At 69.0% G+C, this 20,583-nt stretch carries 19 protein-coding genes; 11 read left to right on the top strand and 8 right to left on the bottom strand.

Features of this window, described 5'->3' with window-relative positions; genetic code table 11:
* Positions 1-133: 133 nt before the first annotated feature.
* The 3 genes from DSX2_RS04140 (at position 134) to DSX2_RS04130 (ending at position 4,383) form a co-directional block, all read left to right on the top strand.
* Positions 134-1,171 carry a DMT family transporter gene (locus DSX2_RS04140; protein WP_236615074.1) on the top strand — a complete coding sequence of 346 codons (1,038 nt, stop codon included), beginning with the start codon at positions 134-136 and terminating at the stop codon, positions 1,169-1,171.
* Positions 1,172-1,259: 88 nt separating this feature from the next.
* Entirely contained in the window at positions 1,260-2,987 is a 1,728-nt protein-coding gene (locus tag DSX2_RS04135; RefSeq protein WP_020878893.1) for a histone deacetylase family protein, read from the top strand.
* 640 nt (positions 2,988-3,627) lie between these two features.
* On the top strand, positions 3,628-4,383 hold the full coding sequence (locus DSX2_RS04130) for a class I fructose-bisphosphate aldolase (protein ID WP_020878892.1): 756 nt from the start codon (positions 3,628-3,630) through the stop codon (positions 4,381-4,383).
* Between the two features lie 600 nt (positions 4,384-4,983).
* Here DSX2_RS04130 and DSX2_RS04125 read toward each other — a convergent pair.
* Together DSX2_RS04125 and DSX2_RS04120 are read right to left on the bottom strand one after the other, a co-directional pair.
* Complete coding sequence (locus DSX2_RS04125; RefSeq protein ID WP_020878891.1) at positions 4,984-6,519, bottom strand: YifB family Mg chelatase-like AAA ATPase; 1,536 nt, start codon at positions 6,517-6,519, stop codon at positions 4,984-4,986.
* A 145-nt stretch (positions 6,520-6,664) separates the two neighbouring features.
* Positions 6,665-7,858: a murein transglycosylase domain-containing protein gene (locus DSX2_RS04120; RefSeq protein WP_035040595.1), complete on the bottom strand. Its 1,194-nt coding sequence runs from the start codon at positions 7,856-7,858 to the stop codon at positions 6,665-6,667.
* A gap of 92 nt (positions 7,859-7,950) precedes the next feature.
* On the opposite strand from DSX2_RS04120, the gene DSX2_RS04115 reads away from it, so the two are divergent.
* The 6 genes from DSX2_RS04115 to DSX2_RS17450 all read left to right on the top strand — a co-directional run bounded on the left by DSX2_RS04115 (position 7,951) and on the right by DSX2_RS17450 (position 12,925).
* Positions 7,951-8,532: a MarC family protein gene (locus tag DSX2_RS04115; protein WP_020878889.1), complete on the top strand. Its 582-nt coding sequence runs from the start codon at positions 7,951-7,953 to the stop codon at positions 8,530-8,532.
* Between the two features lie 65 nt (positions 8,533-8,597).
* Positions 8,598-9,461, top strand: a complete 864-nt coding sequence (locus DSX2_RS04110; protein ID WP_035040641.1) for a DMT family transporter — start codon at positions 8,598-8,600, stop codon at positions 9,459-9,461.
* A 170-nt stretch (positions 9,462-9,631) separates the two neighbouring features.
* On the top strand, positions 9,632-11,047 hold the full coding sequence (locus tag DSX2_RS04105; RefSeq protein ID WP_020878887.1) for an NAD(P)/FAD-dependent oxidoreductase: 1,416 nt from the start codon (positions 9,632-9,634) through the stop codon (positions 11,045-11,047).
* Complete coding sequence (locus DSX2_RS04100; protein WP_020878886.1) at positions 11,044-11,274, top strand: hypothetical protein; 231 nt, start codon at positions 11,044-11,046, stop codon at positions 11,272-11,274. The genes DSX2_RS04105 and DSX2_RS04100 overlap by 4 nt, the downstream gene beginning before the upstream one ends.
* Before the next feature lie 264 nt (positions 11,275-11,538).
* The gene (locus DSX2_RS04095; RefSeq protein WP_020878885.1) at positions 11,539-12,219 is read left to right on the top strand and encodes a flagellar brake protein; all 681 of its coding nucleotides are present in this window, start codon (positions 11,539-11,541) and stop codon (positions 12,217-12,219) included.
* Between the two features lie 19 nt (positions 12,220-12,238).
* Positions 12,239-12,925, top strand: a complete 687-nt coding sequence (locus DSX2_RS17450; RefSeq protein ID WP_020878884.1) for a tetratricopeptide repeat protein — start codon at positions 12,239-12,241, stop codon at positions 12,923-12,925.
* Between the two features lie 36 nt (positions 12,926-12,961).
* Here DSX2_RS17450 and DSX2_RS04085 read toward each other — a convergent pair whose 3' ends face one another.
* Together DSX2_RS04085 and DSX2_RS04080 are read right to left on the bottom strand one after the other, a co-directional pair.
* On the bottom strand, positions 12,962-13,951 hold the full coding sequence (locus DSX2_RS04085; protein ID WP_020878883.1) for a hypothetical protein: 990 nt from the start codon (positions 13,949-13,951) through the stop codon (positions 12,962-12,964).
* Positions 13,952-14,144: 193 nt separating this feature from the next.
* Positions 14,145-14,381, bottom strand: coding sequence for a hypothetical protein (locus DSX2_RS04080; protein ID WP_020878882.1), 237 nt, complete (start codon positions 14,379-14,381; stop codon positions 14,145-14,147).
* A 341-nt stretch (positions 14,382-14,722) separates the two neighbouring features.
* Here DSX2_RS04080 and DSX2_RS04075 point away from each other — a divergent pair, with 341 nt between their 5' ends.
* Positions 14,723-15,049 carry a hypothetical protein gene (locus DSX2_RS04075; protein WP_020878881.1) on the top strand — a complete coding sequence of 109 codons (327 nt, stop codon included), beginning with the start codon at positions 14,723-14,725 and terminating at the stop codon, positions 15,047-15,049.
* Between the two features lie 47 nt (positions 15,050-15,096).
* Here the strand turns inward: DSX2_RS04075 and DSX2_RS04070 are convergent, their stop codons facing one another.
* The gene (locus DSX2_RS04070; RefSeq protein WP_084486418.1) at positions 15,097-15,504 is read right to left on the bottom strand and encodes a VanZ family protein; all 408 of its coding nucleotides are present in this window, start codon (positions 15,502-15,504) and stop codon (positions 15,097-15,099) included.
* 31 nt (positions 15,505-15,535) lie between these two features.
* On the opposite strand from DSX2_RS04070, the gene DSX2_RS04065 reads away from it, so the two are divergent.
* On the top strand, positions 15,536-15,868 hold the full coding sequence (locus DSX2_RS04065) for a hypothetical protein (protein ID WP_020878879.1): 333 nt from the start codon (positions 15,536-15,538) through the stop codon (positions 15,866-15,868).
* Positions 15,869-16,032: 164 nt separating this feature from the next.
* On the opposite strand, the gene DSX2_RS04060 is transcribed toward DSX2_RS04065, so the two are convergent.
* The 3 genes from DSX2_RS04060 to DSX2_RS04050 are packed head-to-tail and all read right to left on the bottom strand — an operon-like array spanning position 16,033 to position 20,575.
* Complete coding sequence (locus DSX2_RS04060; RefSeq protein WP_020878878.1) at positions 16,033-17,202, bottom strand: HD domain-containing phosphohydrolase; 1,170 nt, start codon at positions 17,200-17,202, stop codon at positions 16,033-16,035.
* The gene (locus tag DSX2_RS04055; RefSeq protein ID WP_020878877.1) at positions 17,199-18,425 is read right to left on the bottom strand and encodes a response regulator; all 1,227 of its coding nucleotides are present in this window, start codon (positions 18,423-18,425) and stop codon (positions 17,199-17,201) included. The genes DSX2_RS04060 and DSX2_RS04055 overlap by 4 nt, the downstream gene beginning before the upstream one ends.
* Positions 18,425-20,575 (bottom strand): ATP-binding protein, encoded by a 2,151-nt coding sequence (locus DSX2_RS04050; RefSeq protein WP_020878876.1) that lies wholly within the window; start codon positions 20,573-20,575, stop codon positions 18,425-18,427. The genes DSX2_RS04055 and DSX2_RS04050 overlap by 1 nt, the downstream gene beginning before the upstream one ends.
* Positions 20,576-20,583 lie beyond the last annotated feature (8 nt).

Here is a 20,583-nt window from a genome sequence, read left to right as displayed (position 1 = left end):
GCCCCGGGCCTTCCGGGCGCTCCTGGCGCCCGGCCCCGGGCCGTGCTACCGCTTGCCGCCCGGATCGCGGAGAGGCTCTGCCGCCGCGAAAATCCCGACCACGGACCGAAACAGTACAGGAACACGCATGCCCATGGATCCCGATACCCTCTCCGGGGAGGCCGCGGGCGAAGACGCCGCGACCCTCGCCGCGCCCGGCATGCCGAACGACCTGGAGGCCGCGCAGTGCCTGGGCGTCCCCGACGCCGAGTCCTGCGCTCCCGATGTCCGCGAGGACGGCCGCTGGGCGCCCATCCTCTGGCTGCTCGCCGGATCGGTGTGCATCAGCTTCTCGCCCGTGCTGGTCAAGGTCGCCTCCATCGGCCCCATCGCCGCGGCCTTCTACCGCATGTTCTTCGGCGGCGCGGCCCTGGCCCTGCCGCTCCTCGTCCGCGGCGGGCTGCGCGGTGAGCGCGGCGGCCTCCTGCCCGCGCGCGGGGAGAGCTTCTCCCTGGGGCTGGCGCTCGTCTGCGCCCTGGCCTTCTGCCTGGACCTCAGCTGCTGGCACACCAGTATCCGCCTCGTGGGCCCGGGCATGGCCACCATCCTGGGCAACAGCCAGGTCGTCTTCCTCGCCGTCTACGGCGTCGTCTTCCTCGGCGAGCGCGGCATCGGCCGCCTCGTCGCCTCCCTGGTCCTGGCCGCCGCGGGCATCGGCCTGCTCTTCGGCCCGGACTGGGCCGTGAACCCCGGCGAGTCCCGCGCGGGGCTCCTCTTCGGCCTGGCCACGGCCGTCTCCTACGCCGTCTTCCTCATCACCCTGCGCCGCATGCAGACCGCCCAGGGCTTCACCGCGCGCCTGCGCAACATGGCCCTGCTCGGGCTGCTCGCCGCGGCCCTCCTCGGCCTCGGCGTCGCTTTCAGCGGAGAATCCTTCGCCATCCCCGGCCTCGTCTCCCTGCTCGCCCTGCTGGCCTACGGCGTGATCTGCCAGGGCGCGGGCTGGATGCTCATCTCCTCCAACCTGCCGCGCGTGCCCCTGTCCACGGCCGGGCTGGCCATCCTGCTGCAGCCCACCCTGTCCTTCGTCTGGGACGTGCTCTTCTTCGGCCGCCGCGCCGGGCCCATGGACATCCTGGGCGCCGCGCTGGCCCTGTGCGCCATCTTCCTGGGCGCGACCCGCCGCAAGTAACCGGGCGGACAGCGGTCCCGTCCGCGAAAAACCGCGATGCCGGGAGCGCCGTCTATGCGCGCTCCCGGCTTCGTGCTACTCTGACCCCATGTTCCGCATCCGCCGCATCTTCGACGACACCCTCTCCGTGGACCGACACGCCGTGGCCCAGGTGCAGGAGATCCTGCGCCAGCAGTTCCACCTGCTCTCGAACGAGGAGGTGGACAAGCTCCCGAGCCTGCTCAAGGAGCCCGTGCGCCACGGCTTCTCCACCGTGCTCTTCGTGGCCGAGAAGGCCGACAGCCTGCTCGGCTTCGCCACGGTGCTGCACTTCCCGGACGTGGGCTTCGCCTATCTCGACTTCGTCTCCGTGAAGCCCAGGCTCACCGGAGGCGGCGTGGGCGGCGCGCTCTACGAGCGCGTGCGCGACGACGCCCGCCAGGCCAGCCCGCTCGGCCTGTTCTTCGAATGCCTGCCCGACGACCCGGCCCTGTGCCGCGACCCGGCCACGCTCGAGCAGAACAAGGCGCGCCTGCGCTTCTACGAACGCTTCGGCGCCCGCCCCCTGGACGGCACCGCCTACGAGACCCCGCTCTCGGAAAACGACGACTGCCCGCCCTACCTCGTCTGGGACGGACTGGACCGCGGCCGCCCCCTGCGCCAGGGACCGGCCAAGGCCGTGGTCCGCGCCATCCTGGAGCGCAAGTACAAGGGCACCTGCCCGCCGGACTACGTGAACGCGGTGGTCAATTCCCTGCGCGACGATCCCATCCGCCTGCGCCGACCGCGCTACGGCGCCCGCCCCCTTGCGAAGACCGCAATCGACCACAATCTGGACCGCAAGATCCTCACCGTGGTCAACGACCGCCACGAAATCCACCACGTGCGCGAACGCGGCTACGTCGAGGCCCCCGTGCGCGTGGGCTCCATCCTCAAGGCTCTGCAAGACGCGGATCTGTGCTTCACGGCCAGGCCCCGCCACTACGGCGACGCCTACGTCCGCCGCGTGCACGCCGGGCCCTTCGTGGACTACCTCAAGCGCATGTGCGCCGCCCTGCCGCCGGGCAAGTCGCTCTACCCCTACGTCTTTCCCATCCGCAACGCGGCCCGGCCGCCCAAGGAGATGCCCGTGCGCGCGGGCTACTTCTGCATCGACACCTTCACGCCGCTGAACAGCAACGCCTGGCAGGCCGCGCGCCGCGCCGTGGACTGCGGCCTGACCGCGGCCGAGGCGATACTCAAGGGCCAGCGCCTGGCCTACGCCCTGGTGCGTCCGCCCGGCCACCACGCCGAGCGCCGCACCTTCGGCGGGTTCTGCTACTTCAATACCGCCTCCGTGGCCGCGGACCTCCTGGCCCGCCACGGCCGCGTCGCCCTCCTGGACATCGACTACCACCACGGCAACGGCAGCCAGGACATCTTCTACGCGCGAAGCGACGTGCTCACCGTCTCCATCCACGGCCACCCCAACTTCGCCTACCCCTACTTCAGCGGCTTTGCCGACGAGCACGGACAGGACCAGGGCGAGGGCTTCAACCTCAACCTTCCGCAAAAGGAGCACCTGGACGGCGAGGGCTACCGCACGGCCCTGCGCAAGGCCATGCAGCGCATCGAACGCCATGCCCCGGATTTTCTCGTCGTAAGCCTCGGCCTGGACCCGGCCAAGGGCGACCCGACCGGCACCTGGAGCCTGTCCGCGCGCGACTTCCTCGAGAACGGCAAGCTCCTCGCCGGTCTGCGCCTGCCCACCCTGGTCATCCAGGAAGGCGGCTACCGCATCCGCACCCTCGGAACCAACGCCCGGCATTTTTTCACCGGCCTGGTGGCGGTCCGCTGAAAACGCATCATCTGCTGCGTCGCTACGAAAAATGCAGACCCTCGCGTAGGGGGACCTGCATTTCTCTTGCTCCTTGCATCTGGCGCGTTTTGAGCTGCCCGCGCCGAAGGCTGGGGAGTGTTGAAGAGGAGGGCGCTTGCCTATTCTTGAAGAAGCGGAAGCGCCCGCTGGGTGCGGCACTCCGGACGCAAAAAAGCCCTCATATCATCAAAGATACGCGGGCCATAGAAACGGGAAGGGCCGCCTTCCCTTTCGGGGAGGCGGCCCTCTCGCATCCGGCGTACTTTCTTCCGCCGGGAACTCTTTGATTCCGAAACCCTCTGCGCAGGAGGCGGTTTGCCCGCCAGTGCCTTCGTTCTCTTGCCGAGCCGGCCACTTACAAGGCGCAATCCCGGGTCGGAATCGCCCCGCAACCTGTGCGGGTGCTGTATGGGGAGATGGTATTTATTTGATCCGACCCTCCGCTTGATTGTTTGTAACCTTTGCCTCTTGCCTCAAGGTACAGATAAGCACCGAACGCCCCGCGTCAACCCCCACCCCCTCGACTTCCCCCGCCCCGGCCGCGTTGCATTTTGCGCCGGGCCGCGTATCTTCGCCGCAGGGAGCGCGACCTCCCGCATCACACCACAAAGGATCCCGCATGACCGGAACGCTTCGCCGCCTGGCCAAACTCTTCGACTCGGACAGCAGCAAGAGCCTCGTCCTGGCCCTGGACCACGGCGCCCGCCAGGGCATGCTGCCCGGGCTGTCCAGCATGCCCCAGATCGTGGACGGGCTCGCGACCCGCCGCGTCCAGGGCGTGATGCTCAACAAGGGCTTCGCCCGCGTGCACACCATGGAAATTCCCCTGGAGATGACCATGATCGTCCAGCTCTGCGGCGGCACCAAGCACGGCGAGCCGCCCTACAGCTCCGCCCTGGTCTGCTCCCCGAGCGAGGCCGCCCGCCTGGGCGCAGACGCCGTGGGCATGCACATCAACATCGGCAACGAATACGAAGACCGCATGCTCGCCGACCTCGGCCTGACCACCGACGACGCCCACCAGCTCGGCCTGCCCGTGCTCGCCACCATCTGCCCGCGCGGCCGCAACGTGGTCAACGAGCTCGATCCCCACCTCATCGCCCACTGCATCCGCGTGGGCGCGGAAATGGGCGTGGACCTCGTCAGCGTGCCCTACTCCGGACACGCCGAGTCCTTCGCAGAGGCCGTGGAAGCCTCGCCCTCGCCCGTGCTCGTCACCGGCGGCCCGAGCCAGCCCGACTTCGACTCCTTCCTCGCCATGCTCAAGGAAGCACTCAGCACAGGCGCCGCAGGCGTCTGCGTCGGCCGCAACATCTTCGAACACACCGACCCCCTCGCCAAACTCGACGCCGTCATCGAACTCGTGCACGGCTGAGCCCGAAGGCCGAGGCGGAAGCCAGAGGGGGGCTGCGCGCCCCCTCTGGACTCCCCCGCGCCAGGCTGAGCCTGGACCCGCTTCGCAAGCGATACCTGGGATGATCGGGTAGACGTCGCCTGGGCGTGGGGGGCCGCGGAACGAATGTGCCCGAGCTTTTTCCCGCGCGCCGCGCCTGCGGCAGGGCGCGCGGAAAAAATCTCGGGCACGGTTGCCCATGGGGAGTGACCTCCCCATGCCCCTCCACCTCCGAACGCAAAGCCTTCTCCCATCTCTCCCCTTCTCCTTTGCCATAGGCCTTCAAAGGCGCTCGCCGGCATTTTCAGGGGCAAAGGAGATGGCGCGGGCCTGATTTTTCGCCGTCCGGCGAAAAATCAGGCCCGATCTTCCCATCCGGCCGCGGCGCACGACCGCACCGTCCCGACAGGCCCTTCACGCCCAGGCAGCCCCGGGTGCATCGTCCGTGCGTATCGCGTGCGAAGGCGGGTCGAGGGGGTGACCCCCTCGCGAGGGTGGGTGCAGGGAGGGGCGAGGAGCCCCTCCCTGCCCGCCGGAGGCATCTTCTCTTCCTCTCCTCTCCTCTCCTCCCCCTTCTCCCTTCTACAACAACCCGCTCCTGTCCATGCTGCGGTAGTTGATGGCTTCCGCGAGGTGGCTGACGGCGAGTGCCTGATCCTTCCCGAGGTCGGCGATGGTGCGGGCGAGCCTGAGGATGCGGGTGTAGGCGCGGGCGGAGAGGCCGAGGGAGCGGACGGCCTTCTCGAGGAAGGCGTGCTCGGCCTGGCCGAGGCGGCAGTGCTCCTCGAGAAGACGGCCGGAGAGTTCGGCGTTGAGGCGGATGGGCGTGCCTTTGTAGCGCTCGGCCTGGACCGTGCGCGCGGCGAGGACGCGGGCGCGGATGGAGGCGGAGTCGGTGCCGGACGTTCCGGCGCGCAGGTCTTCGTAGGGCACGGCCGGGACCTCGACGTGCAGGTCGATGCGGTCGAGCAGCGGCCCGGAGAGGCGCGAGCGGTAGCGGGCCACGGCCTGGGGCGTGCAGGTGCAGGTGTGGTGCTCGTCCGAGAGGTAGCCGCAGGGGCAGGGGTTCATGGCGGCCACGAGCATGAAGTCCGCGGGGTAGCTGAGCGAGACCGCGGCGCGGGAGATGGTCACGGCGCCCTGCTCCAGGGGCTGGCGCATGACTTCGAGCACGGGCTTCTTGAATTCGGGCAGCTCGTCGAGGAAGAGCACGCCGCGGTGCGCCAGGGAGACCTCGCCGGGCCGGGGGTAGGCGCCGCCGCCGATGAGCCCGGCGTCGGAGATGGTGTGGTGCGGCGCGCGGAAGGGGCGGGTGACGACCAGGGCCTGGTCCGCGTCGAGCATGCCTGCCACGGAATAGATCTTGGTGACCTCCAGGGCCTCGTCGAAGGAGAGCGGCGGGAGGACCGTGGGGATGCGGGCGGCGAGCATGGTCTTGCCGCTGCCTGGAGGGCCTGAAAACAAAAGATTATGTGAGCCGGCCGCGGCGATCTCGATGGCGCGCTTGGCGTGTTCCTGGCCTTTGACCTCGGCGAAGTCGAGGGGGAAGGTCTCGCGCCGCTGCCAGAGCGAGGCGACGTCGGCGCGGGCCGGGGCCAGGGGTTCGTCGCCCGAGAGGTGGGAGACGACCTCGGCCAGGGTGTTCGCGCCGAATACGGGCAGGCCGTCGACCACGGCGGCCTCCACGGCGTTTGCGGCGGGCACGATGAGCCCGGCGGCGCCCTGGTCGCGGGCGCGCACGGCAAGCGGCAGGACGCCGGGCACGGGGCGCAGCTCGCCGGTCAGGGAGAGCTCCCCGGCCAGGAACCAGCCGGAGAGGGCTTCGGCCGGGAGGATTTCGGCCCCGCCGAGCAGGGCCACGGCCAGGGGCAGGTCGTAGGAGCTGCCTTCCTTGCGCACGTCGGCCGGGGCGAGGTTCACGGTGATGCGCGCGGGCGGCAGGCGGTAGCCGCAGTTCTTGAGCGCGGCGAAGACGCGTTCCTTGGCCTCGCGCACGGCGCCGTCCGGCAGGCCGACCAGGGTGAAGGCGGGCATTCCCTGCCGGGCCACGTCGGCCTCGAGCGTCACGGTGATGGCGTCTATGCCGAGCAGCGCGGCGGTACGGACGGTGCAGAGCATTGTGCGGTGCTGCCTCCGGGGCGTGAAGGGTCGGCAAGGACGGCGAAAGGCCGCCGCAGCCGTTATAGGCGATGCAGCGTCCGAAGGCCAGGACGGAAAGTCGGGGCGGGGAGTCCGGGCAGAGAGGCGGCGGGCGAGGCGGGGCTCAGATGCCGCGGAACTCGCGCCGGGCCATGACGACCTTTTGGAGGTAGCGCCGGGTCTCGGCCGCGGGGTGGTCCTCGGTGAGGGTGTCGTAGACGTGGTCCGGGGGCATGGCGTTGATGCGCGAAAGCGCCTCGTCGCGGTCGCTGGAGAAGGTGCGCAGCACGCTGCCCGGGCCGCCGTTGTAGGCGGCGATGGCGCAGTACTCGGCGGAGATGGGGTCCGCGACGGGGCCCACGTACTTGCTGACGAGCAGGTGCAGGTAGGCGGCGCCGTAGCGGATGTTGGTGGCCGGGTCCTGCAGTTCGGCGCCCGTGGGGAAGCCGGGCCTGTTGTGCAGGAACTGGTAGACGTCGCGGCCCGCGGTGCCCGGCACGACCTGCATGAGGCCGAAGGCGCCCGCCTCGGACACGGCGAAGGGGTTGAAGTCGGACTCCACGCGGATGATGGACAGGATGAGGGTCTTGTCCAGGCCGTAGGCGTCGGCCTGGCGTTCGACCAGGGGCAGGATCTTCTCGGCGCTTCGTTCCAGGTGGCCGGGGACCATGGCGATGCGCACGGAGCGTACGGTGACGGGCTTGCCGTTGCGGGTGATGGTGCGTTCGCTCAGGGAGTGGTCCATGAGCCAGTCCGCGAAGCGCCCGGCGCGCCATTCCCAGCGGATGTCCCTGTCGTCCTGGTCCTTGACCAGTCCGAGGAGGTAGGGCTCCTCGCCGAGCTTGACCGGGTGGTCGGAGAAGAGGTCCACGGAGCGCGGGTCGCGCGGGGTGAGGAGGGTCACGACCACGGCCTCGCGCAGGGATTGGCGCGGCTTGTCCTGGTCCACGGTCTCCACGGTCACGGAGCCGTCCTCGAAGTCCACCAGGGTGCGGCTCTTGTAGTTGTCCAGGTACTTCACGTAGCGCTTGGCCGAGGGAACCTGTGCGCCGTCCTTGCCCCACTTGTCCTCGGCCTTGCCGCGCAGGACGTGGAAGAGCTTGTCCAGGGCGTCGCTGACGGACTTCAGGTCGCGCTCGAGGCTCGCGGGGTTGGCGGCGTAGTCCACGGCGCGGCGGCCGAGCACCCGGGTCAGGGTGGTGGGCGTGGGGCTCGCGGCGATGCTCACGGCATCGTTCAGCGTGCGGGTGGAGCAGGCGGGAACGAGGAACAGGGCGGCCGCGGCCGCGAGGCTTGAAAACCGGCGCAAGGATCGCATGGGCCTTTGCATTTTGGCCCAAAAACGCCTATTTGCCAAGGCTTCACGGGGGGAAGGACCTCCCCGGAAGATTCTTCTGGAGGCCGTTTCCCATGTCAGCCTGGATCAGCTCGTTTCTTCTCGCCTTCATCCCGCTCTTCGTGGCCATAGACCCCGTGGGCATGGCCGGAATGTTCGTCGGCCTGACCGACGGCATCGACGACGCGGTGCGCAACAAGGTCGCCAAGCAGGCGGCGGTGACGGCGTACGTCGTCACCCTGGCCTTCATGGGACTCGGCTCGTTCATCTTCAAGGCGCTGGGCATCACCATCGCGGACTTCCAGATCGCGGGCGGGCTCATCCTGCTCATCGTCAGCACGCGCGGCCTGCTGGACTACGAACGCAAGGCCTTCTCGCTGAGCGAGGACTTCGGCGTGGTGCCGCTCGGCCTGCCGCTCATCGCGGGCCCGGCCGTGCTCTCGGCCGTGCTGGTGCTCAAGGACACGGCCGGGCTCTCCGCCACCGTGGTGGCCATGACGCTGTGCACCTACCTGACCTACCTCTCCATGCGCCACGTGCGCGGGGTGGTGCGGGTGCTCGGCAAGCGCGGCATCCGCGCGGTCTCCAAGCTCATCGCCCTGCTCCTGGTGGCCTTTGCCGTGCACATGATCCGCGTGGGATGGCAGACCCTGTGAGCGAGGCGCTCGTCACCCCCGCACCCGGTCCGGCCTCCGGGCCGCTGTCCGGCAAGACGCGGCGCATGCGCGCCAACGGGCTTTTGCTGCTCACCGCAGCCATCTGGGGCGCGGCCTTCGTGGCCCAGCGCGTGGGCATGGAGCACATCGGCCCCATGGCCTTCAACGGCATCCGCTTCACGCTGGGGGCCCTGGCCCTGCTGCCGCTGGCCGCGCGCAGCGCGGGCACGGCCGAGCGTCCGCTCGGACGGCGCGGCGCCCTGCTCGTGTCCCTGGCCGCGGGCTGCGTCCTCTTCCTGGGCGCCAGCCTGCAGCAGTGGGGCATCGTCTACACCACCGCGGGCAAGGCCGGGTTCATCACCGGACTGTACGTGATCCTCGTGCCGCTGCTCGGCCTGTGGTTCGGCCAGCGGCCGGGCATCGGCTGCTGGATCGGCGCGCTGCTGGCCGTGGCCGGGTTGTACCTGCTTTCGGTCGAGGGCGACTTCTCCATGCAGTGGGGCGACGTGCTGGTGCTCATAAGCGCCCTGTTCTGGGCCGTGCACGTGCTGCTCGTGGGCGCGGTCTCGCCGCGCATGAACCCGGTGCGCTTCGCCATGGCCCAGTACGCGGTCTGTGCGCTGCTGAGCCTCGTTTCGGCCTTCTTCCTGGAGGAGACCACCCTCTCCGGCGTCACGGCCGCGGCGGTGCCCATCCTCTACGGCGGGCTCATGTCCGTGGGCGTGGCCTACACGCTGCAGGTCGTGGCCCAGCGCGACGCACACCCGGCGCACGCGGCCATCATCCTGAGCCTGGAGGGGGCGTTCGCGGCCCTGGCGGGCTGGCTCCTGCTGGACGAGGTCATCCCTTTGCGCGGCCTCGTGGGCTGCGGGCTCATGCTGGCGGGCATGCTGGCCGCCCAGGCAGACGAGCTGCGCCGTCCGGCCTGAGCTCCCCGCGGCGTCTTCCCTCCCTTTCCGGCGTGCCCGGGCCCGGGATTTCGGCGCCCGGCGGCGGGATGCGGCCCGGTGATTTTTCTCTTGCGCGCCACGCCCATTCCTCCATAGTCTGAAATTTCGCCCAATGTTCAGCGGCGCATCCGCGCCCGAAGGAGGACGCCGTGCCCACCACGCACGCAACCCCGTACGACGTGATCATCGTCGGCGCTGGCCCTGCCGGGCTCTTCGCCGCCTACCACCTGGCCGAGCACTCGGACCTTTCGGTCCTGCTCATCGACAAGGGCAAGGGCCCGGACAAGCGGCGCTGCCCCATCGCCCAGCAGACCTACAAGGACTGCATCAAATGCTCGCCCTGCCACATCCTGGCGGGCGTGGGCGGGGCCGGGCTGTTCTCGGACGGCAAGCTCAACTTCATCCATATCCTGGGCAAGACCGACCTCACGCAGTTCATGTCCGTGGACGCGGCCAAGGCGCTCATCGACGAGACCGAGGCCATCTTCAACCGCTTCGGCATGGACGGCCCGGTCTACCCGACGGACATGGACGCGGCCAAGCGCATCCGCCAGGAGGCGCGCAAGGCGGGCATGGAGCTGTTGCTCATCAAGCAGAAGCACCTGGGCTCGGACAACCTGCCCGGCCACATCCAGGGCATGCACGACTACCTCACGGCCAAGGGCGTGACCATCCGGACCGGCGTGGAGGTCAAGGACGTGGCCGTGTCCAGGGGCCGCATCGCGGGCGTGGTCACGGCCGAGGGCGAGTACGCCTGCAAAAACGTCATCCTGGCCCCGGGCCGGGTGGGCGCGGAATGGGTCGGCGGCGTGGCGCGGCGCCTGGGGCTGCACCTGGGCCAGCGCGGCATCGAGGTCGGCGTGCGCGTGGAGACGCACAACGACATCATGAACGACATCACGGACGTGATCTACGATCCGACCTTCTTCATCCAGACCCAGAAGTACGACGACCAGACGCGGACCTTCTGCACCAACCGCGGCGGCTACGTGGCCATGGAGAACTACCAGGACTTCGTCTGCGTGAACGGCCACGCCTACATGCACAAGAAGAGCGAGAACACCAACTTCGCCTTCCTCTCCAAGGTCATCCTCACCGAGCCGGTCACGGACAACCAGGCCTACGGCGAGTCCATCGGCCGCCTGGCCTCGATCATCGGCGGGGGCAAGCCCATCCTGCAGCGCTTCGGCGACCTCAAGCGCGGCCGCCGCTCGACGTGGAACCGGGTGCGCAAGGGCTACATCCAGCCCACCCTGACCGACGTGACCTGCGGTGACATCGCCATGGCCCTGCCCGAGCGCATCCTCACCAACCTCATGGAGGGGCTCTTAAAGCTCGACGCGGTGGTCCCGGGCGTGGCCAACGACGAGACGCTCCTCTACGCGCCGGAGATCAAGTTCTTCGCCACCCAGGTGGAAACGGACAACGACTTGCAGACCGCGGTCAAAGGCATGTATGTTGCGGGCGACGGCCCCGGCGTGGCGGGCAACATCGTCTCCGCCGCGGCCACGGCCCTGGTCCCGGCCAAGGCCATCATCGCGAAAAGCCAGGGAGGGGAATCGTGAAATACATCCTGTTCGAGGATTTCGCGGGCAAGTCAGTGCCCTTCATCTTCCCCGAGCGCATCGCCTTCGACGAAATGCGCGAGCAGATCCCCTATTCCACCGTGCGCTCGGCAGGCTACGTGAACCTGGCGACCGACGGCTTCCACTGCTACGGCGAGGCCAAGGAGCTGGACGCCGTCGCCCATCCGGACGACGCCGCGACCATCGCCCGCCACTTCGAGGGCTGAACCGCGGACGGGCTCGGCCGGGGGGCGGGGTCCGCGCAGCGGAGCCGCGGATATATTGCGGACCGCCCGCGCGATATCCGCGCGATATCCGCGAGATATCTGCAAGATATCTGCGACATATCAGGGTAAACCCTACTTGTACGGAGGAACGGCCGGGCTTACGTTCGTGAGGGGCGCACAGCGCACAATGCCGGATGCGCGGCCGAAGGCCGCGAGGGGGGAACCATCTTGGCATCCATCTTCGCTCAAACGGCGTACATGCCCATGCCCAACGTCATGTCCGAAGGCGACATCGCACGCAAGGTCTCGCGCCTGCCCGGCTCGAGCTGCCGCCTGGACCCCGGCGACGGAGTCCAGCTGATCCTGCGCTGCCTCAAGGGCAAGCTGGAGGGAAGGTACGTGGGCACGGACATGGAGAGCCTGCTGCTCTTCAGCCTGCCGCTCATCCCGCGCATCAAGGAGCGGCTGCTCGTGGACAACGGCGTGGTGATCAAATACCAGCGCCAGGGCGGCATCTACCAGTTCCAGTCCCACGTGCTGCGCATCATCCTGCGCCCGACACCGCTGCTCCTGGTGGCCGTGCCCTCGCTCCTCTTCCGCATAGACCTGCGCACCGCGCCGCGCATCTCCTGCATGCTGCCCATGTCCCTGCAGGGCCGCTTCGGCGAGCACGAGGGCGTGATCTGCGACCTCTCCGAGCACGGCATCCGGGCGCGCTTCAAGCTCACCGGACCGAGCGGCCTGCGCAAGGTCCAGGCCGGGGACTCGCTGGTGTCCACCTTCAGCCTGGGCGACTTCGGCGAGATCATGGCCGGGGTGACGGTCAGGCGCGTGGAGACGCGCATGGACGCCGTGACGCTCGGCCTGCAGATAAGCGAGCTGGACGCGGACGAGGCCCAGGCCATCAAGGGCTACATCGAGAAGATCCTGTTCATCTTGAACTGAGCCAGAAACGGGAGACGGGGTGGACGCCGAGATATCCGGGGCCTACGCCACCTACACGGAGCGCGTGCGCGGCATGGGCGGCTCGGCCCGCGAGGACCGCGAGCGCCTGCTCTGGTTCGCGGTGCGCGTGGGAACGCAGTACCACGTCCACGCCCTGAACGACCGCATGCAGGTCTCGAGCATCAAGCGCATCATCCCCGGCGGCGAATTCGACGGGATCTACGCCCCCGAGCCCGAGATCTGGGCCCAGTACATCGAGCCCCTGGTGCGCTCGCTCAGCGCCAAGCTGGGCGAGGAGGACGCGCTCGTCGACCTCTCCGCCGTTGCCCCCGAGGAGAAGGGTCTGCTCAAGGCCCTGCAGATATCCGTCCCCGGCGCCGGGAGCGGCAAGTTCGCCGCGGCGCGCAGCCTGCTGCGCAAGGCCGTGGACCGGCCGCGCGACATCATCCTGCGCCAGACCAGGGAGTGCAACGTCCTGGGCATCGCGCTGCGCAAGCAGAAGGACCTGGACGGCGCGCTCGAGCACTACCACAAGGCCGTCCGAGCCACGCCGGAGGACGAGCACCTGCTCTTCAACATGGCCCGCGCCTATTTCGAGAAGGGAGAGATGGACGAGTGCCGCAACCTGCTCGAGGAATGCCTCGCGCGGCGGCCCGACTTTCCCGAGGCCCAGGCCTTCCTGCGCTACCTCGACGCCAGGCGCTGAGGCCGGGCCCGTCCCGGCCCCGTCGGCCCCGTCGGCTCAGGCGCCCCGCTCCGCCTCGGCGATGGCCTGGCGGTGCGCGATGAGATGGTAGCGGAAGACCCAGCCCCCGAGCACCGGCACCTCGCTGCCGCCCTCGAGCCTCTGCCAGACGAGCCTCCCCTCGCCCTCGTCCACGGCGAAGCCCTCGATGCGCAACCCCACGTCCTCGTAGCCTTCCCTGCGCGGCGACTCGTTGCGCACCTCGCAGGCAAGCCAGTGGCGGGCGGGATCGCCGCTGCCGGGGTCGGTCAGGTCGAGGCAGACCACGACGTGGCGGCTGACCTCGGCCATGTCCCGCCCGCCGGGCGGCACGGGCACGTTGCCCAGGCGCAGGCCGTTGCCCGAGAGGTCCAGCAGGCGCACGCTCCCGCCCTGGCCCTTGCGCCAGGAGAGCAGCGGCTTGCCGAGCGTCGCGGGCTCGAGCGGCTCGCCGGAGGCCATCGGCCCGGGGGTCCAGGCCTGCACGCCGAGGAGGTAGCCGTCCGGCACCACGGTGCGCAGCGCGGAGCGGCGGGAGTAGAGCTGCATCTCCGCGGGCACGGCCAGGACCACGTAGCCCTGGTCCTCGGCCTTGTGGCCCACGTCGAGGATCTGGGTGCGGAAGCTGTAGAAGCTCATGCCCTGCTGGGTCTTGCCGGTCACGTAGCCCTCGGCGGTGAGTCCCACGAGGACCTTGCTGGGCCGGACGTTGGCGGGCAGTTCCACGGTCATCCTGTCCGGGGTGACGTCCAGGACCATGGTGGAGAGCAGACGGTCCTCGAGCAGGCCGTGGCGGATGCGCATCTCGAAGCGGTGCTTGCGCACCGCGGCCTGCCGCAGGATGTCGAGGATCCCTTCCGGCTGGTTGACGAGCAGCGGATTGAGATCCTGGTCGCCGTGGCGCAGCCTGCGCGCCAGGATCACGGCCAGGACGAGAAGAGCGGCGACGATCAGAAGCCAGACAGCTATCTGCGACTGGTCGGCGAGCTGGAACAGCGAGTCCTTCACGTTTCCCCCTCCTTTCGTGCGGACCGCGGAGGTCGGAAAATTTGCCATCAGGAAGGTGCGGATGTCAAATCCGGACCGCCGGGACAGGACGGGTTTCGTCCGAAAAAACAGTCAATTGCAAGGCCGGGAAGCGTGGGGAGGCGGCGCGGGACAGGACGGCTGCACCCGGCGGAAGACGCGGCGGCGCGGAGGGTTATTTTTTCTCCTGCTCGGCGATCCTGGCCTCCCAGACCTTCTTGCCGATCTTGCGCCCCAGGTCCGCCTGCCGCGCCTTGAGCAGGGCCTCGGCGGCCTCCTTGTTGCCGGAGTTGTGCAGCAGGGTCGCGGACTCGAGGTCCCGCAGGTAGCGCTCGCACTCGCGCACGATGCCGGACAGATCGAGCGCGGCCAGCTCCTCGGAAACCCGCACGGAGCGGACTTTTCTGGTCATCATGTCCCCCTTGGCTTGCGAAATGCATTACGTTTTTTGAAAATGGTGTCAAGATATGCGCCAGACGAACCTCCCATTCCGCCTACATTCCCGCATGGCAACGCCGCGGGAACGGGCCTTGCCCCTGCAGTCCGGGCACGACCTGCGGAAAGGCTCCAGCGATTTCTTTTATGAGCATTATTGAATATCTTTTTGTATTACAAAAAAATAATTCATATCGCGGCAAAAACAGCTCCAAAGACGCCCCCTTGCCATAATCCGCGGGCCCGGCTACTTCTCGCGCAGGCCCAGGCGGCGCGGTACGTGCCGCCGCCGCGCACAGGACACGCAAAGGAACGCCCATGACGCCCCCGACACAGCTGACCCCGCTCATCGCCCCGCCCACCGGCCTCCACGGCGCGCACGACCTGCGCAAGGTGGCCTGCGGCATGATCCCGCACATGCAGTCCGTGCTCGAGCAGAGCGTCGCGGACGAGGTCCGCTTCCTGGTGCGGGCCAAGATGGTGCTGGAGATCACCAACGCCCTGGGCGTCGGCGGCGAGTGGGAGATGGACGTGGACGAGGTTCCGGCGGACGCGCCGGAAGCGGCGGGCAGCGACGTGCCGGTCGCCCTGCTCGTGTTCAGGCGCGGGGGCCGGGCCGAGGACGACCCGCTGAACCTGGTCTGAGCCCTGGCCGGACAGCCCCTGGGCCCGGCAGGATCAATTCTCCGCGATCATTCCTGGAAATGGCGCTGCAGGAGCAGCCCGGCGCAGACCCCGATGGCCGCGCCCACGATGTCGCTCGCCAGGTCGCTGAGCTGGCAGCCCCGGCCGGGCACGAAGAACTGCAGCACCTCGATGAGCAGGCCGAAGCCGACGAGCCCGAGGGACATGGTCAGGGCCCGGCTGCGGTGCAGGAAGAGGAAGGGCAGGGCCGTCAGCCAGGCCCAGTCCAGGGAGTGGGCCCAGTGGTCGTAGCCCACCCGCAGGAAATGGCCCGGCGGCAGGCTGCCGTGCGGGAAGAGCGCGCCGACGGCGGTGACGAGCAGCGAGACGAGCCAGACGGTGCGCGCGCGGCGCCGCCTCCCGCTGCGGGCGGCGGCAAGCCCCGCCCCTTGCATTTGCCGTGGTTCAAGGTACATTTTGCGCAGCCGATCCTTCCCGGAGGTTTTGATGGAACAGGAAATCTACGAAGAGGACCTTCTCGAGCTCATCGAGAACGTGCTCGTGCCGCTCGAAAAATATTTCGCCACCTTTGTCGACATCGGCATCGACGACCAGGAACCGCGGCGCGTCTTCATCGACGACGTGGGCAAGGCCGGGCTGGCCCTGACCAACCACGCCCAGGACGAGATCCGCACCGCGCTCGAAATGCTCTACCAGAAGGTCGGCCGGGTCAAGGTCCGCCGTGCGGGCTACCAGAACCGCATGGGCGTCCGCCCGCGCAAGATCCTGGACGTGGACATCGCCGGAACCGGCGTCGAGGAAGGCTGGGCCAAGCACTAGGCCCCTTCCCCTTCTCCCCTGCCCTGCCGGGCGACCGTTTTCTTCCTTCTCTCCTGCTTCGGCCCGCACCGCGGCCTCCCTGCGCGACCGCGCGGCCCGGCGCGGTCTTGCGCCCCCGGGCCCCGGGCCGCACGCGGACCGGGCCTTGCGCCGCCCGGGCGCATCTACAGCAGGTGCTTCACGCTGCCGTCCACCTCGTCGATCTGCGCCAGGGGCACGAGCACGTTGATCTCGGGCTTCAGGGCGTGGGACTTGCGGAAGTTGGCCAGCTTGAGCAGCGTGGCCTCGGTCAGCTCCTGGTCCGTGACCATGAGCAGCACGCCGTTGTCCGCCACCAGCTCCTCCTGCAGGACCATGCCCGGCCGGAGGGCGGAGAGCGGCAGCTTGCGCCGGGCGAAGCCCGTGTCGTCGCACACGGCCCGCTCGAAGGCCGGAAAGAGATCCATGTCGTACCAGCCGTCGCGCCCGCGCATGGTGTCCAGGGCGTCGTGCCGCTCGACGCCCGCCTGGGCGAGGGTGTCGTAGTCCAGGGCCAGCTTCAGCGCCCTGGCGCCCAGGGGCATGTCCGGCGCGGCGGAGAGCAGGGTGTCCTGCAGCTTGATGATCGCGCCCACGTCCTCGAGGTAGGGGATCTTGCCCAGGAGCTGGGCCGCGAGCTCCGTGTGCACGGAGTAGTCGCGCAGCTCGGTGGCCGATAGCTGCACGTCCTTTTCCTCACCGAGCTTCTGCGCCTTTTCCACCAGCTCCGGCGGCAGGAAGATCAGGCCGATCTGCGAGAGCATGGCCGCGGTCTCCACCTTCCAGAAGGCGGGCAGCCCCCGGCGCTTGTGCAGCTCGCGGATGAGCCGCTTGGCCCGCTCGGCGCGGCCGTAAGCCTCCGGGTTGGAGAGCGAGACGATCTCGGCCAGGAGCTCGACGCAGCCCTTGAGCGTCTTGCGCAGGAAGACCTTCTCCGAGGTCACCAGGCGGTACTGCTCGAGCGCCGCGTCCAGCACCTGGCCGAGCACGCGCGTCTCGCAGGGCTTGGTCAGGAAACGGAAGACGCTGCCCTCGTTCACCGCCAGGATGGCGGTCTCGAGCTCGGCGTAGCCCGTGAGCATGATGCGCACCGTGTCCGGGCAGAGCTTGGCCACCTTGGCCAGCAGCTCGATGCCGTCCATCTCGGGCATGCGCTGGTCGGCCACGACCACGGCGTAGGGTTCCTCCACCTGCAGCCTGGCCAGGCCGTCCATGGGGCTTTGCGTGGTCACCACCTCGAAGCGGCCCGCGAGGCTGCGGCGGAAGGTGGCCAGGATGTTCTCGTCGTCGTCGATGAACAGGATGCGGCGGTTCACGTCTCTCCCCCGTTCTGGTCCTCTGTCTGTTCCTCGCCCAGGTTCTCCCTGCATATCCGCCGCCACTCGTCCAGATGCTCCAGGCATCCGGCGGCGGCCAGATAGCCCTCGTCAAACCTGTCGTCCTCGCCCTGTCCGCCCGATATCTCGCGTTCCAGGACGTCGGCCGCGTGCAGCACGGCCAGGATGTCCAGGGCCGGTTCCCCGCTCCCGGCGAGGTCGTGGTGGAAGGCCACGGCCTGCGTGACCTCCGGGGACAGCGCCCAGAGCCCCATGAGATAGGCGCCGATCTCGGCATGGCAGACGCCGAACTCCTCCCGCTCCAGGCGGTGCAGGGAGGCCTGCCGCTCTCTGGCCCAGACCTGGATCTTGCCGTATTCCTCGGGAAAGTTGTCCATGAACAGGATCTTGCCGATGTCGTGCAGCAGCCCGGCGAGGAAGCACTGCTCCGAGAACTTCACCCCGCCGCGCGCGGCAAGGGCGATGTTGCGCGCGCAGCCCGCGGTGCGCAGGGAGTGGCGCCAGACGTTCGAAAGCTCCGCGGCCGCGGCCTCCACGGGCGACAGGGTGCGGAACAGCCCGCCGAACAGGGCCAGGGCCTTGATGATCTCCGTACCCAGCAGGCGCACGGCCTGCACCGGACTGGTGATCTCCCTGCCCTGGCCGAAGAAGGCGGAGTTGCACAGGCGCAGGATGGTCGTGGTCAGGCCCGGGTCCAGGGCGATGACCTCGCCCACGTCCTCGAGGCTCACGGTCTCGCTGGACAGGAGCTTCTGCAGCCGCAGGTAGACCTCCGGGACCACGGGCAGGGAGCGCATCCTGCCCACCATCTCCGCCAGGGCCGGATTGGTGACGACCTCCTTGAGCCGCGCCAGGGCGTCCACCGTTGCCAGCAGATTGTCCACGGTCACGGGCTTGAGGATGATCTGATGCGCGATCAAAGCGTATCGCACCATGTCGGACGGATCGTAACCGCCGGAAAGGATCAGGCGTGCGGCCCCGGGCTGGAGCCTGGCCACCTCGGCGAGCAGGTCCGCGCCGTCCATGTCCGGCATGTGCAGGTCGGCCACCACCACGTCGAAGGGCTCGGCCTCGAGAAAGGCCAGGGCGACCTCGCCCTTGGCCGTGAAGCGCGCCTCGGCCGCGCCGCGCAGGAGCATCTGGCGGCGGATCATGGCCAGCATGGCCTCCTCGTCGTCGACGAAAAGGACCTTGGGCGCCATCACTCGTCTCCCTGGGGCGGAGCCTCGCCTATGGGGATGCGGATATGGAAGGTGGTTCCCTCTCCCGGCGTGGACGCGAAGGTGATACTCCCCTGGTGCTGCTCGATGATGGCGTGGACGATGGACAGCCCCTGCCCGGTTCCGAGCCCCGGGGCCTTGGTGGTGAAGAAGGGGTCGAAGATCTTGTTCTGGTGCTCGGGCTTGATGCCCATGCCGGTGTCCGCGAGGGTCACGACCACCGCGCCGTCGTCCTCGCGCGTGGCGATGCGGATGCTCCCCTTGCCGCCCTCGTGCTTGACCTTGTCCGCTATGGCGTGGGCCGCGTTGACCACCACGTTGAGCAGCACCTGGTTGATGTCGCCCGGGCTGCACCAGACCATGGGCAGGTCCGGGGCGAGGTCCAGGTCCACGTCGGCCACGTGCTTCCACTCGTTGCGCGCCACCTCGATGGTCGTGTGCACGGCCTTGTTCAGGTCCGTGGGCCGCCTGGAGTTGCCGCCCGGGTGCGAGAAGCGCCGGATGCCCTGCACGATGGTCGCCACGCGCTCCACTCCCCCCTTGGTCTGCTCCAGGGCCGGGGGGATCTCCTCGCGGAAGAGGGCGAGCTCGCCCGCGGTCCTGCGCAGCGCCTCCCCGGCCGGGGGAGAGCCCGGGGCCTCCTCTGAGAGCGTCCGCGCCAGCCCCTCCACCGCGCGCTCGTAGGCCGAGAAGGCGGATTCGAAGAAGTCCACGTTGCCGCCGATGTACTGGATGGGCGTGTTGATCTCGTGGGCGATGCCCGCGGCCAGCTGGCCGATGGACTCGAGCTTCTGCGAGTTGAGTATGCGGCGCTCGAGCTCCTTCTGCCTGCTGATGTCGAAGATGACCTTGACGATCTTGAGCTCGCCCTGCAGCGGCGCTGTGAGCACGGTCATGGACACGGGGATGATGGCTCCGTCCGGCCTCTTCAGGCGCAGATCCTCCAGGGTCCTGGGCTTGGAGAGCAACGGCTGCAGGCCGAGCGGCGCATTGTGGTTGTCCAGGAAGCCGACCGCGACCGCGCCCGTCCCGAGCAGCTCCTTCCTGCTCCGCCCGACGATCTCCGCCGCCCGTTCGTTGCAGTAGACGATGCCCATGTCCTTCGGATCCACCACCAGGATGCCCGCGCCGATGCCGTCCAGGACGCGCTGCAGCATGGTGCGCCCCTCGCGCACCTCCCGCTCCTGGGCGCGCAGCGGCGTGATGTCCGTGATGCCCGCCACCACGCCGCCCAGCTCCCTGCTCGCGGTGCGCATCCGGGCGAAGGCCACCTGCAGGGTGCGGGGCTCCCCCGCCACGAGCTGCTCGATCTCTATGCGGCGCTGATCCTCGCCGCTCTCCACGAAGGCCTCGAGCCCCTCGGCGAGCCAGGGAACGACGTCGCCGGTCCTGGCGCCGCTGAACCTGTCGCCTTGACAGTCCTTCAGGGCTTCGGAGCAGACCTCCCCGTAGTCGCCCGACGAACGGTCGATGGTGTCGGCTATCAGCCGCCCTCCGGCCAGGTTGCAGGCGCGGATCTCGCGCTCGGGACCGAAGATGAAGACCGGCGCGAAGGCGTTCTCGAAGGCCGCCTGGTAGGTGTTCTTCTCGCTCGTCAGGAGGCGGTTGGCCGCCTGCAGCTCGGCCAGGCGCTCGTCCGCGCCGTGGCCGATCCATTCCTCGACCATCCCGAGCTCCACGCGGTCGAAGAAGCGGCTCACGAGCAGGCCGAAGGCCTCCGCCTCCGCGTCCCCGGAGGCGAGGGCGCGCGCGGCCTCGAGAAAGCCCGAGCGGTAGTACTTGAAGAGTCCGAGGAACATGGACAGGGGCACGCCCCGTCCCCGGTGCGCCCGGGCCTCGGCGATGGCGAAATCGGCCGCCGAGCCTTCGGAGAAGCGATCCTCCGGCTCGAACTCGAGCGGGCTGCCCGCGACCAGGGAGGAGACCAGGGCGCGCCGCAGGCCCTCCACGGACATCTCCCAGGCCCCGCGGTGCATGGTCGTGCGGCGGGTGTAGCCCTGGCGCTCGGCATACTGCAGGACGCGCTCCAGGATGTCCTCCGAAGCCGCCTTGAGCCCTTCGGAGAGCCGACTCCTGGCTTCCTGCCCTATCTGGTCGGCGGAAAGCGGGGACATCTGCCGTGCCTCGCCCATTTCACCTC

Origin of the sequence: Desulfovibrio sp. X2, from assembly GCF_000422205.1 — a bacterium.
Classification (GTDB): Bacteria; Desulfobacterota; Desulfovibrionia; order Desulfovibrionales; family Desulfovibrionaceae; genus Alkalidesulfovibrio.
This window is presented reverse-complemented; position numbering and strand designations above follow the sequence as displayed.